This window comes from Ruminococcus sp. RTP21204st1_B2_RTP21204_210225, from assembly GCF_040914135.1.
GTDB lineage: Bacteria > Bacillota > Clostridia > Oscillospirales > Ruminococcaceae > Hominimerdicola > Hominimerdicola aceti.
In genome coordinates, this window is record NZ_JBCPGA010000016.1 from 19338 (window position 1) to 32994 (window position 13657).

At 43.1% G+C, this 13657-nt stretch carries 13 protein-coding genes; 3 read left to right on the forward strand and 10 right to left on the reverse strand.

Annotation, left to right across the window (positions count from 1 at the left end):
- The first annotated feature begins 2 nt into the window (after positions 1-2).
- The 3 genes from mazG (at position 3) to AB5123_RS07645 (ending at position 1424) form a co-directional block, all read left to right on the forward strand.
- Complete coding sequence (gene mazG, locus AB5123_RS07635) at positions 3-800, forward strand: nucleoside triphosphate pyrophosphohydrolase (protein ID WP_022288220.1); 798 nt, start codon at positions 3-5, stop codon at positions 798-800.
- Between the two features lie 24 nt (positions 801-824).
- A complete protein-coding gene (locus AB5123_RS07640; RefSeq protein WP_256319968.1) occupies positions 825-1115 on the forward strand; it encodes an HU family DNA-binding protein in 291 nt (96 codons plus the stop codon).
- A gap of 66 nt (positions 1116-1181) precedes the next feature.
- Positions 1182-1424, forward strand: a complete 243-nt coding sequence (locus AB5123_RS07645) for an RNA-binding S4 domain-containing protein (RefSeq protein WP_022288222.1) — start codon at positions 1182-1184, stop codon at positions 1422-1424.
- A gap of 52 nt (positions 1425-1476) precedes the next feature.
- Here the strand turns inward: AB5123_RS07645 and AB5123_RS07650 are convergent, their stop codons facing one another.
- The 10 genes from AB5123_RS07650 to AB5123_RS07695 all read right to left on the reverse strand — a co-directional run bounded on the left by AB5123_RS07650 (position 1477) and on the right by AB5123_RS07695 (position 13494).
- A complete protein-coding gene (locus tag AB5123_RS07650; RefSeq protein WP_337812292.1) occupies positions 1477-3150 on the reverse strand; it encodes a DUF6583 family protein in 1674 nt (557 codons plus the stop codon).
- Positions 3151-3309: 159 nt separating this feature from the next.
- Positions 3310-4149 carry a polysaccharide deacetylase family protein gene (locus AB5123_RS07655; protein WP_046441425.1) on the reverse strand — a complete coding sequence of 280 codons (840 nt, stop codon included), beginning with the start codon at positions 4147-4149 and terminating at the stop codon, positions 3310-3312.
- A gap of 130 nt (positions 4150-4279) precedes the next feature.
- A complete protein-coding gene (locus AB5123_RS07660) occupies positions 4280-4525 on the reverse strand; it encodes an IreB family regulatory phosphoprotein (RefSeq protein ID WP_022288225.1) in 246 nt (81 codons plus the stop codon).
- 128 nt (positions 4526-4653) lie between these two features.
- Entirely contained in the window at positions 4654-7068 is a 2415-nt protein-coding gene (pheT, locus tag AB5123_RS07665) for a phenylalanine--tRNA ligase subunit beta (protein WP_117891776.1), read from the reverse strand.
- A gap of 22 nt (positions 7069-7090) precedes the next feature.
- Positions 7091-7681, reverse strand: coding sequence for a hypothetical protein (locus AB5123_RS07670; RefSeq protein WP_117891775.1), 591 nt, complete (start codon positions 7679-7681; stop codon positions 7091-7093).
- Positions 7681-8700: a phenylalanine--tRNA ligase subunit alpha gene (gene pheS / locus AB5123_RS07675; RefSeq protein ID WP_022288228.1), complete on the reverse strand. Its 1020-nt coding sequence runs from the start codon at positions 8698-8700 to the stop codon at positions 7681-7683. The genes AB5123_RS07670 and pheS overlap by 1 nt, the downstream gene beginning before the upstream one ends.
- Before the next feature lie 347 nt (positions 8701-9047).
- Positions 9048-9692, reverse strand: coding sequence for a hypothetical protein (locus tag AB5123_RS07680; protein WP_329963382.1), 645 nt, complete (start codon positions 9690-9692; stop codon positions 9048-9050).
- Between the two features lie 158 nt (positions 9693-9850).
- Positions 9851-10903 (reverse strand): fibronectin type III domain-containing protein, encoded by a 1053-nt coding sequence (locus tag AB5123_RS07685; protein WP_329963383.1) that lies wholly within the window; start codon positions 10901-10903, stop codon positions 9851-9853.
- A 236-nt stretch (positions 10904-11139) separates the two neighbouring features.
- The gene (locus AB5123_RS07690; protein ID WP_081856054.1) at positions 11140-12807 is read right to left on the reverse strand and encodes an AMP-binding protein; all 1668 of its coding nucleotides are present in this window, start codon (positions 12805-12807) and stop codon (positions 11140-11142) included.
- Positions 12808-12828: 21 nt separating this feature from the next.
- Positions 12829-13494, reverse strand: a complete 666-nt coding sequence (locus AB5123_RS07695; RefSeq protein WP_041337309.1) for an HAD family hydrolase — start codon at positions 13492-13494, stop codon at positions 12829-12831.
- Positions 13495-13657: the final 163 nt, after the last annotated feature.

Below are 13657 nucleotides of genomic sequence, written 5' to 3' on the forward strand. Positions count from 1 at the left end.
TAATGAGCGATAAAATTAAGGAATTGCTTGCTAAAGACAGCTTTGATATCAATGATCTTGCGGATATCGTGGTAATTCTCAGAAGCGAGAACGGCTGCCCGTGGGATAAAGTCCAGACCCATAAGTCTATCAAGAAAGATTTTCTTGAAGAAGTCTATGAGGTCATGGAAGCAATTGACTGTGACTCTCCTGAAATGATGAGAGAAGAACTTGGCGACGTTCTTTTGCAGGTGGTTTTCCATACAGTTATCGAGACCGAAAACAACAATTTCAGACTTGACGATGTTATAACTGATATCTGTAAAAAGCTTATCATCAGACACCCACACGTTTTCGGAAGCGTAGAAGCTGACAACGTTGAAACAGTGCTTAAAAATTGGGACACTATCAAGAAAGAAACCAAGGGACAGGAAACTTATTCCGATACCCTTAAAAGCGTTCCAAAGAACTTTCCTGCACTTATGAGAGCTCAGAAGTTAAGCAAACGTGCCGCAAGAGCAGGTATCGAGTATGACAATGCTCATGATATCAGCGCACTTGAAAATGCTGTTAAGGCTCTTGAAAACAGTGCTGACAGTGATAAAGCCGTAGTTGCAAAACAGCTTGGTGAGATAATGTTCACTTGTGCTTCACTTGCAAGAAAGCTTGACCTTGACGCTGAAGAAGTGCTGACGGATACAAATAATAATTATATCGAAAAGTTTGAGAAAACAGAAAATGCTGTAAGGCAAAACGGGCAGGATATGACCGCCCTGAGCATAAATGAGCTTGACGCTTATTGGCGAGAGCAAAATGAATGAATAACTTTATTCGTTAAAAATAATTTGGAGGTAAAAACAATGACAAAGGCAGAACTGATCAATCTTATCGCAGAAAAGGGCGATTATTCAAAGAAGGACGCTGAGAAGGCACTTACAACTGTTATTGATTCTGTATCAGAGACACTTGCTAACGGCGAGAAGATCTCACTGGTAGGTTTCGGTACATTCGAGGTTAGAGAGAGAGCTGAAAAGACAGCTATCAATCCTCGTACAAAGGAGCAGATCACTGTTGCAGCTAAGAAAGTTCCTGCATTCAAGGCAGGCAAGGCTCTTAAGGACGCTGTAAACAAGTAATCTAAAGCTTATGCCACTCAGACCTAGCCTGCGGGTTAGGTCTTTTTTACTACAAAGGAGGAAAATATGCGGCTTGATAAATACCTGAAAGTCACAAGACTTATTAAACGACGTACTATTGCAAACGAAGCTTGCGATGCAGGCAAGGTGCTTGTGAACGATAAGATTGCAAGAGCTTCATATGACGTGAAAGTTGGCGACATTATCACCATAAATATGGGTCAGAAGCCTGTCAAGGTGGAAGTTCTCAATGTCACCGAGTATGTAAAAAAAGAAGAAGCAGCCGAGAATTATCGTGTTATCAGCTAAAAAAAGAGGACCGCTCAATGCGATCCTCTTAATTTTTTATCTATTGTGCATTTTATGCATTTGCACTCAGATCATAATCTGACAGATCAATATCAGAGAGATCGTAGTCATCATAATCATCATAATCACCATAGTCATCATAATCTGACTCAAGATCACCCTCTGCATTTACAAGCATATTGTAGACCTCGTCACCAAGAACTTTCTTTACATTAGCAACAAATCCGTCACTGTCACAGCCTGCAAGGTATGTATTCATCTGATCGTCATTTGTCATGTCATAGATCTTGTCGCCTGACGGAACAGTGATGTCAGAAGCCTCTGTCTTATTTCCTGTAACTGCCATTGTAACAAACTGCTTGCCGTTCATGCCAAACTCAACAGAAAGGTCAAGCTTGTCAGCAGTTGAAGCAGAAGCAAGCTCTACCCAGCCTGATACAGCCTGAGAATCAGATGTACCATTCACATCAAATCTGATAGTACCTGAGAATGCGTCACCCTCTTCTTTAAGGTCTTTGAGAGTAACCTCAGCCTCCATTGTGTCAAAGTTTATGCTCGGTGAAACTGCCATGGTAGGCTCAAGGGAAAGTCCACCGTCAGCAGAAGTCTTGTCAGCGTCTATATCTGAATCAGACGCAGTTTCCATTTTCATTGTGAACTTGCCATTTGTAACACCGTCAACAGTATTTGCAGAACCCTTGAATGATGCACTGCCCTCACTGCCCATGTTAAGGCTAAAATCAACAGCCACAACGTCGTCCTTAAGAATGGTGTAAAGAGTTGCACCCTCGCCGTCTTTTTCAAAGCTAAAGCCCGCAAAATCATCACCGCTGTAGTAAGCGTTAAATGTTGCAGTTTCGTCAAGATTATCACTTGCAAAAAGTGAATCCATAGAATCAGCATACTGTGAGATTATATCATCATATGACATACCAAGCTCTTCAGCAACACCTGACTTGCTGAACATATCTTTAAGCGTAGCGTCGTCCTTAGCCTTGTCAAGAACAGCCTTAAAAGCAGCCTTTACATCATTGCCTGAGATAGTGTATTCCTTAGTTGTATAGCTGTACTCATTTCCGTCAATGTCACCAGTCTTTTTCTCGCCGTCAACAGGCTTAGGGAAAGAGTCCTCCATAACCTTCTTGTATTCCTCCAGATCCTTTTCAAGTGCGTCAGTATCAAAATCAACATCAGCGCCCTCAGCAGAATCAAAGAGAGAATCAAGGTCAATGCCCTGTGAAGAAAGCTCACTGCCTACCTTGTCTTTAAGGCTGTCAACGTTAACCATAAGATAAGCGTCAGAAAGCTCAGGTATCTGAACATAAGCCGACTTGTTATCTCTAGAATATACAGCATTAGCAGACACAAGATTATTTCCGCCATATGTCAGCGAAACATCTGCTGCAGTGTTGCTTCCCTTCTGCTTTGTAACAGTTGTCACAGAAATAGGCTGTAAGCTAACACCTGCCTGCTCTGTGAAGCCCTCGCCGAATGAAACAGTAGCCGTTGCGTTGTAGGCAAAATCAAGTTCGCCCTTGATAGCCTTTTCAGCCGTGCCAAGAGTGTTGTTTATATTATCTGCCACCTGAGTAAGCTTAGCCTTGCCGCCCTCAGTTTTACCATCATTACTGTCTTTATTTACAAAATAATAGCCAAGACCTGAGCCAACTATGCTAAGACCCAAAACGCCTGCCAATACAGGTGTAAGCACCTTATTTTTTACCATTTTATTTCCTCCTTAAAGAAACTCATGTTTCTGTTCGTATTTAAAATATAACATACTTTTAACAATTTGTCAATAGACTAACATATTACAAATCAGCTACAAATGTCCCTAAAATAACAAAAAGAGAGGCACAAGGCCTCTCTTCATCATATTCTCTTATCAGCCAAATTCAAATCCGCCAGCCCTCACTCTGTCGATAAAGTCCCCGAGAATATCAGTATTGGTTTTGGATACCGAGTGAAGCAAATAAATTGCCCCCGGGTGAGCCGCATTCACAAGCTTTTCAAGTGCCTGCCCCTCATCAGGCTGATTGTTCACGTCCCAATCAGCGTAAGCAAAGCTCCAAAGCTCAGTCTCATAACCGCAGTTTGCCGTCACTCCAAGAGAAAATTCCGAAAACTCCCCCATAGGCGGTCTGAACACTGTCATGGTATAATCATAGTTATCCTCCATATACTTATGGAAATCCTTTATCTCCGACTCACATTCCGCCTGTCCAAGCGTCGGCATAGAATAATGGTGTACCGAATGATTTCCCACAATATGCCCCTCGTCTATCATACGCTTCACAAGCTCAGGATTTTTCTCTGCATAATCCTGCAAAAGAAAAAACGTCGCCTTGACCTTTTTCTCTTTCAGCACATCGAGGATCTTTTCAGTGTATCCATTCTCATAACCCTGATCAAAGGTCAGATATATCTTGTCATCATTATTTATAGCCTTTGCGTTAAGCTTGCCGTATTGTGCATTAAAATCAAGCGCACCAGTCGTCCTGTTCTTTTCGTCCACAAGAACGCCTTGACCATATCCGACTTTGTCATGTGAAAGCCCCGAAAGATCTATCTTTTCCTTTGCGGTTTTCTTTCCCACAGCCACAGGCTCGATGACCGCCGAGCTTGTTCCCTCTGATGAATTTCCCTCACGCATTATCACTGTCCTGCCACAAGCACTGAGCGCTACAACTGCACAAATAAGTGCCATGCAATTTCTTATCTTCATATGAAGCCCTCCGTTTTCTTATCATCTTATACTATTATGTTCAGAAAACGGCTTTATACAAAAATACGTTTCAGGTAAATTCTGACGTAAAACAAAAAAGGCGGTAAAAACTACCGCCTTTAAATATCAGTTATGACTCAAGATAGGACTTCACCAATGCCTGCAAAAGTTCATCTCTGTCAATATGACGAATAAGACTTCTGGCATTATTGTATGTTGTTATGTAGGTCGGGTCCTCAGAAAGAATATAACCTACGATCTGATTAATAGGATTATAGCCCTTCTCTTTCAGAGCGTCATATATAATTGTAAGTGTCTTTTTCAGCTCAGCCTCCTTGTCGTGCTGTACTGAAAACTCCATAGTTTGTTCGTGCATTATGCTCAGCCCCTCTGCAATGTATTAATATCAGCAATACGCCTGATATTATTATACTCCATTTGTTTCAAAATAACAAGTCCAAAAGCAAAATTTATGCACATTATACAAATCAAGCACTATATTTTTTACATTCTGAGTTCAGCACCGATAGCCTTGAGAGCTTCAAGAACTTTCTTCATAGCCTTGTCAGCCTGCTCGTCAGTAAGCGTGCCGTCATGTGAACGCATTGAAATGGAGTATGAAACAGACTTCTTGCCCTTTTCGATCTGCTCGCCCTTGTAAACGTCAAAAAGCGTTACCTTTTCAAGTATCGAGCCAACAGCCTTGCTTATAGTCTTTTCAAGAAGAGCCGCAGGGATATCGTCATCACAAACGATAGACAGATCTCTTGTTGTAGCAGGATACTTAGGCAGTGGCTTATATGTCTTCTGAGCAACACAGCTTGCCATAAGCTCAGGAACATTTATCTTGCCCACATAAGCTCTTGCGTCAATGCCGTAGTTCTCCAGAACTCTTGGGTGAAGCTCGCCAAAAATGCCGATCTCCTCACCATTTACTTTAACAACAGCAACTCTTCCCGGGTGGAAAGCATAGAACTCGTCAAAGCTACATTCAGCAGTAGCCTTTTCAAATTCAACTTTCTGTGCGCCAAGCTTAGAGAGCAGACCCTCGACAAAACCCTTTATGTCATAGAAATCAGCCTTCGTCTCAGTGTCATAGAAACCAAAACCAAGTCTTTCAGGCTCGTTAGGAAGCACCTCTCCCTCAACAGGTATATACTCGTTTCCTCTCTCGAAGATATAGCACTCAGGGTTGCGGTAGCTGTAGTTTCTTGCAAGCACTTCACATACAGACGGAATGATAGTCGTTCTCATAACGCTGGTGTCCTCGCCAAGAGGGTTTGTGATAACAACTGTCTTTCTAAGTTTTGAGTCAGCAGGAAGATTTATCTTGTCAAAATACTTAGGGGAAATGAATGAGAATGTAGATATCTCGTTAAGACCCATAGCGAGCATAGATCTCTGTATATGTCTGTCAAACTTCTGCGCCTCGGTGAGCTTAGCCTGTGCAACGCCTCTAACGATAGTGTTTGGAATCTTGTTGTAGCCGTAAAGTCTAGCAACTTCCTCTGCCACGTCAGCCTTGCAGGCAATGTCCACTCTGTACCATGGCGAAACTACCTTGCCGTCCTTTATCTCAAAGCCAAGCCTTGTGAGATATTCCACCATGTCGCTCTCAGGTATTTCAGTACCAAGAAACTTATTTATCCACTCAGGGTCAAAATCCACCGTCTTAGGTGTCTCGTCCTCGTAATTCTCATCAATGTAAGTCTTTACGACCTCACCTGCACCAAGCTCTTCAACAAGCTGGAAAGCTCTCATAAGAGCCTCATAGCACTCATGTGGGTCAAGACCCTTTTCATATCTTGCAGAAGCGTCAGTTCTCATGCCAAGCTTCTTGGCTGTAGTTCTTACGCTCGCACCGTCAAAGCAAGCAGACTCAAATACAACAGTAGTTGTATCGTCCATGATACCGCTGTATTCGCCGCCCATAACGCCTGCTACAGCAACCGGCTTTTCAGCGTCAGCAATAACGAGCATCTCTTCTGAAAGCTCTCTTACTTCTCCGTCAAGAGTTGTGATAGTTTCTCCTGCCTTAGCGTTTCTGATGTTTATCGATGCGTCCTTAACATATCTCAGGTCAAAAGCGTGCATCGGTCTGCCGTATTCAAGCATAACATAGTTTGTGATATCAACAAAGTTGTTGATAGGTCTAACGCCGCAGCCTCTGAGTCTTTCTCTCATCCAACGAGGTGACGGACCTATCTTTACATTCTTTACGATACCGGCCATGTATCTCTTGCAAAGATCAGTGTTGTGTATCTTTACCTTGAGCATATCGTTGATATCTCCATCAATGCCCTTGAACTCAGGTTTCTTGACTTTCAGCTCTGTGCCGAAAGTAGCCGCAGTTTCTCTTGCAAGACCGATAACAGAAAGGCAGTCAGGTCTGTTTGAAGTTATCTCGAACTCAACAGTTGTGTCATTGTATCCAATAGCCTCATGTATATCCTTGCCTACAGTCTTGTCGCAGTCATCGCCAAGAATGAAAATTCCGTCCTCTATAGCATATGGGAAATCGTGAACAGAAAGTCCAAGCTCGCCCAGAGAGCAAAGCATACCATTAGAAGCAACGCCTCTCAGCTTGCCCTTTGTTATCTTCACCTGCTTGCCCTCATGTAGAACAGATGACTTGTGCTTTGCAACTGGCACAAAATCGCCCTCGTGAACGTTCTGAGCACCGGTAACTATCTGAACAGGCTCGTCCTCTCCAACATCTACCTGAGTGATGAACATATGGTCAGAGTCAGGGTGACGCTCCATAGAAACTACCTTGCCCACAACAACGTTAGAAATATCCTTGCCCTCCTGCTCAAAGCACTCTACCTTTGAGCCTGAAAGCGTCAGAGCGGAAACAAAATCCTTTATCGGCATATCGCAGTCAACATAGTCTGCAAGCCATTTCATTGACAAATCCATTTATTATTCCTCCGTAATCTTATCATTTACCGCAGTTTTGTATCTTCTCATCCAAGTCCTTTAAAAACAGTGGTCTATAAATATAGAAATCCTTCCACCGCTTTATGTTCACAGTATACTTTATCCCGAAATTATCAGTTATCTCAGCTTTCATGCTGTCATTGACACCATTTGTGCTGTGAACTATGGTCTTGAACTCTCTAATATCCGTATATTTTATAAGCAGTTTAGCCTTAGGCACATACATATATCTGTCAAGTAGATAAAAGGTCTTGTATTTGAACTCGCTTCCCTCTATCTCGCTTTCCAAAGCCAGCATATCCTGAGCGTCAAATTGCTCCAGCCTTGCAAGGTTCCCTCTGTATTGTTTTACCTGCCTTTTAAATCCTCTTATTCCGATAAAAAGCAGGATACCCAGAAAAATCACCAGAAACCCACATAGCACGAGCATATCCCATGCACTCTGCTGTTCTTTTACAAGCATGACCGATAACCCACCGCCAACACCTACTATCAGCGCCATAAGTGTGCTGATAGCCGCCGACGTTACAAGCTTAGCCTTTGACGGCACAAGCTTTCTGTAAAGCCTGCTCTGGCTCATAACTTCATTCATCAGAACTGCTCTAAAAATCTCATATCGTTCTCATAAAGCAGACGCATATCATTGATGTTGTATCTGCCCATTGTTATTCTTTCAAGACCGATACCAAATGCAAATCCGCTGTAAACCTCAGGGTCAATGCCACAGCCCTCAAGTACCTTAGGGTGTACCATACCTGCGCCGAGAAGCTCTACCCAGCCCTCCTGCTTGCACATTGAACAGCCCTTGCCATGGCAGTTGAAGCACATAAGGTCAACTTCAGCAGAAGGCTCTGTGTATGGAAAATGGTGCGGACGAAGTCTTATCTGAGTGTCCTCGCCGTAAAGACGCTTCATAAGAAGCTCCAGCGTACCCTTAAGGTCAGCCATAGTGATGCCCTTGTCGATAACAAGACCCTCTATCTGGTGGAACAGCGGTGAATGTGTAGCGTCCACTGTGTCAGAACGGTAAACTCTGCCCGGTGAAATGATTCTTATAGGTGGCTTTCTCTTTTCCATTGTTCTTATCTGAACAGAAGAAGTCTGTGTTCTAAGAACAACGTTCTCATTGATGTAGAATGTATCCTGCGTATCTCTTGCAGGGTGAGATTTAGGCATATTCAGTGCCTCGAAGCAATAATGGTCTGTTTCAACCTCTGGACCGTCAACGATGTCAAAGCCCATGCCAAGGAACACTTCCTCTACCTCTTCAAGAGTAGCGTTCAGAGGGTGAGGTCTGCCTATTCTTGTTTTCTTGCCCGGAAGCGTAACGTCTATGGCTTCCTCTGTAAGCCTTACCTGCTCCATTTTGCTCTTAAGCTCTTCCTTACGCTTATTGAGAGCGTTCTCGATATCAGCTCTTACCTTGTTTGCAAGCTGACCGATAACAGGTCTTTCCTCTGCGGAAAGCTTGCCCATTTGCTTAAGTATGGAAGTTATCTCTCCCTTTTTGCCAAGAAATCTTACTCTGAAATCTTCCAACAGCTTGGCGTCATCAATATGTGAAAGTTCTTCTTTCGCACGCTCGTCAATGCTTTTCAACTGTTCTTTCATTACTTATCCTCCTATAAAAATAAGCCCTGCCCCGACTAAACAGGACAAGACTTTGAAATTCTTGTTTATACCACCTATCAGTAAAGAGCCAACACTCTCCCGTCCTTAACGCAGACAGACGTTCACGCTTACTAAAGACTATCTCTCATTCGGCATGACCACTCGCAAGTGAACTTCATTTTGTCAGGATATAAAGCCGCTTTCAGAAAACGCACACACGCCGCAGCTTCTCTCTGAAGACCCTTAGCAAAACTACTCTCTCGGTCATAGTGTTTTAAGTGTATTGATACAATAATATGTTATCACATTCCGCCTCACATTTCAAGGGCTTAACAAAAAGTTTACAACTACAGCCCATGCTTATGAAGCCTGTCCCACTTCATATCCTCCTCGGAGTAATAATCGTCCTCCTCGTCCTCTATCTTGTTGTATTCCTTGTGTGGATAACCTATCTTCTCATAAAAGTCATTGATAAGCACAAGCTTGCCCTTAGTGTCCTGAAAGCTCAGAGCTATCATACCGTCCTCAGGTACAAAAGCTTTCTCCCTGCCCTCTTTGTCCTTTACCACAAAGCTTGACTTCTCCACATTTTTCAGCACGCAAACGAGTCTGCCCTTGTTCGTCTGATAAGACTTCTCTACCTCCTCATAGTAAAGGCATATGTGCAGATAGCTTTTAGAAAGCCCCATGCGTTGAGAGTGTTCAATGTGATCCTCATATATCCTCGTGTAAACATCAGCGTCCCGTGAAAGCGAGTAATACCAGTACATAAGCCCGCCCACAGAACAATTGCAAGCCCCCAGCAGTATAAGCAGGACCTTTGCAAAGACCGCACTTGCAAACACCGCACCAATTATGATGATAACGACTCCAAGCAGGATATTCTTATACATATTCTTCTGCATTTTCCTGTGTTCTTCAATATCATGTGCCGCCTTGACCTGCCTCTCCGCCCTTGACAGCTTCGGAGGATATTCATAAACCGCCTGCAAATCATTCACCTCACAATTAGGATAACCATATGATACAAAAAATGCACAACACCCATAAGAGCATTGTACATTTTCTTATCTATTTTCAGTTTTATTATACACCTGAAATGCGCAAAAGTCAACACATTTGAATGAAATTGTGCTATATGAGTCTGCTGTTAGTAAAGCAGATACACAGCCCAACAAGGATTAGGATTTACATTATGACCGTTTGGGCAATTCTGAATATACACCACATAATAAGTATTGCCATATTTATTGTACAGATAGTCCAACTCACTCTTATAAACCTCTATTGTGTCAGAAAGACTACTTTGCGTATATGGTACTGTATATACTGCATCATAACTTGCAGTTTCGGGAGTTACACTTCCTTCTTTTAATTTAAAAAATTCTTCAAGTGTATTGAAATCTGTTCCATACTTCCAAAACTCTGTATAATGAGCCTTGATATACTCCGCTTTTTCTCTTGAATATGCTGTAAGTTCTGCCTTCATAGCATCAATATCAGCCTGTGTTATCTTATCACTTTTCTTAGTTATCGCCGTCACAACACCCGAATACTTGCCATAGTGATTATTATTCGTCTTTTTGTCGTCCTGCTTGCAAGCCCTTATCTTGAACTGATACTTTGTCGCAGGCGCAAGCTTCTTCACAGTGTAGCTTGTCCCTGTGGTCTTGCCTATCTCTTTCCATTCGCCTTTTATGTTCTGATAAATGCGGTAATTTGTACAGCCTATCTTCGTCCAAGAAAGCTTAACGCTGTCAGTGCCAACACTGCTTACCTTTAGCCCCTTGCAAGCCTGCGGATTGGTCGCCGTGTTCCAGTTTGCGGAATATTTTCCGTAAACTTTCTTGCCCTTGACAGTCTTGTATGCCCTTACTTTAAAATTTTCCCTCGTTGCATTAGGCAGCTTCTTAACTGTGTAGCTCGTACCCTTGCAATCCCCAAGCTTGTTGTACTTGCCGTTTTTTCGCATATAAACAGTGTAACCGCTCGCACCCTTTACCTTGCTCCAGTTGAGCTGTATCTCACTGTTTGAAAGCGTCTTAGATTTAAGCCCAGTTACCTTGCCAACACTCGCCGCTTCCGCAACGATAGCCGTCTGTGAGAATATCCCCATATCCTCCGCCGCAGGTACAACAGCCCCCGTGCCCATAAGCATTGCCGCCATAACAACAGCCGCCGTTTTCTTCATACCATTCTTCATAAAAAGCACCTCTCCCGATTCTCTATAATTCCCAATATATCATGGTAATATTATATAATACCATAAAGCCAAATATTTGTCAATACTTTTACAAAAAAACAAAAAAAATATTGAAAATTACAATATAAAATGTCCTGCAAAATTCCGTAGGGGCGAACACTGTTCGCCCGTCGAAGCAACAAACAAAAAGCACAACACCCACCAAGAGCATTGTGCTTTTATCATATCTAAATCAATCAGCTATTCTTCTTGCTGTCATTCTCTCTTATCTCAACACGGCGTATCTTACCGCTGATAGTCTTAGGCAGCTCGTCCACGAACTCAACTATTCTAGGATACTTGTAAGGCGCAGTTGATTGCTTAACATAGTTCTGAAGCTCCTTAGCAAGCTCAGGAGAAGCAGTGTAGCCCTTTGCAAGCACGATAGTAGCCTTAACTACCTTGCCTCTGATAGCGTCATCAGCCGCCGTGATAGCGCACTCAAGTACAGAAGGGTGTTCCATAAGGATACTCTCTATCTCGAAAGGTCCTATACGATAACCCGAAGCCTTGATAAGGTCGTCCGTTCTTCCAACATACCAGTAGTAGCCGTCATCGTCCATGTAAGCAGTGTCGCCTGTGTGATACATACCAAATCTCCAAGCGTTGTCCGTTGCCTCAGGGTTTCTGTAATACTCCTTGAACAGCGCAGGGTTCTCGCCTCTCTTAGCGTAAACAACGATCTCGCCTGTCTCGCCTACCTTAACAGGCTTGCCCTCGTTGTCAACTATACCGATATTGTAAAGCGGTGTAGGCTTGCCCATTGAGCCCGGCTTTGGCTCCATGCCGTAAAGATTGCCCACAAGCACAGCGCCCTCTGTCTGACCGAAGCCCTCCATAAGCTTAAGACCTGTGTACTCATACCACTTGTTGAATACCTCAGGGTTAAGAGCCTCACCGGCGATACAGCTATATTTCAGTGAAGAAAGGTCATAGTTTTCAAGACCCTCCTTAATGAAAAATCTGTACATTGTCGGAGGTGCGCAGAATGAAGTCAGCTTGTAATCCTGAATTACTTTCAGAACGTTTGCAGGAATAAATCTGTCGAAGTCATATACAAAAGTTGTTGCACCGCAGATAAACTGACCAAACATCTTGCCCCATGCACACTTAGCCCAGCCTGTTTCAGAAACAGTAAGGTGCAGTGAGTTCTCGTCAAGATGATGCCAGTGCTTAGCAGTGATAATGTGTGCCGCAGCCAGTGAATACTTGTGCAGTACCATTTTAGGATATCCAGTCGTACCAGAGCTGAAATACATAAGCATTGACTCAGTAACGTGTGTTTCGATCCTCTCAAAAGTCTTTGGATACTTGTCCATTTCGCTGAGAAAATCTATCCAACCCTCTTTAGCACCGTGAGTGATAAACTTCTCTTTCATGCCGCTGTACTGCTCAAGAGCTGAATCCACCTGATTAGGAACATCGTCCTCCGCAGTTGCCACGATATAAGATATAGACGCAGCGTCAAAGCGGTAAACATAGTCTTTTTTCTTGAGCTGACAAGTTGCAGGCACAAGGATAGCGCCTATCTTCATAAGACCGTAAGCAAGGAACCAGAACTCATAATGACGTTTAAGAACAGCCATAACAAAATCGCCCTTCTTAACTCCGTGTGCCAGCATCATGTTAGCCACCTGACTGCTCTTTTCAGAAAGATCCTTGTAAGTGAAGATATGCTCCTCACCCTCCTCGTTGACCCACTGCATAGCCACCTTATCAGGCACGTTCTTAGCCAGCTCGTCTATAACGTCATATGAGAAGTTGAAGTTCTCAGGCAGGTCAAGCTTAAAGCTTTTAAGTCTGCCCTCGCTGTCAAGCTCCTCGTCAACAAACCTCTTGTAAAAATCAGCCATTACAAAACTCATATATGAAATCCTCCGTTTTAATTATATCCTGTTTATCTCATGACAAATGCTCACTATGTCCTGCGGAACTTCCGCAATATACTTCGCACCTGCATTTTCAAGTTCTTCTCTGCCCCTGAAGCCCCATTCACAGCCAATGCAGTCAAGACCCGCATTTTTTGCCGTCATAACGTCCACATCAGAATCTCCGATAAGCACAGCTTCCTCAGCCTTGACCCCAAGCGTGCCAAGAATATTGTATATTATCTCAGGCGCAGGCTTTGTCGGAACACCGTCCTTTTTGCCCTCGATCAGGTCAAAATCTTTCTCACCGAAAATATTCTTTACAATGTAGTTCACAAAGCCGTCAGGCTTGTTTGAAGCCACCGCCGTCATAATGCCCTCATTGCGAAGCGTGTCAAGCACCTCGCAGATATGCTCATAAGGCTTGGTCTTGTTCACACATCTCTTGTTGTATTCCTCAGAGAACTCAGCATGATACTTTTTGATGTTCTCCTCGCTTCTCAGCTTCTCAGGCAAAGCCCGCTCAACAAGCTTCAAAGTACCATTTCCCACTAAATGCTTGTAGGTATCATAATCAAACACAGGAAACCCATATCTCTCAAGAACCGCATTCATGGCGTCCCCAAGATCATAAATAGAATTTACAAGCGTTCCGTCCAGATCAAAAATAAATAGCTTTTTCATAAAATCAGCTATATAAAAAGCCTTTCCTCCCTCCGACTTTCCATAAACTTGTCGGTCACCATGCACTAATTTTTACACTTATCGCAAGTTTGTACACTTATCACAAGTTTGTACATCAATCGCAAATTTATACACTTGTCTAAAAATCACGAGATTTATTATA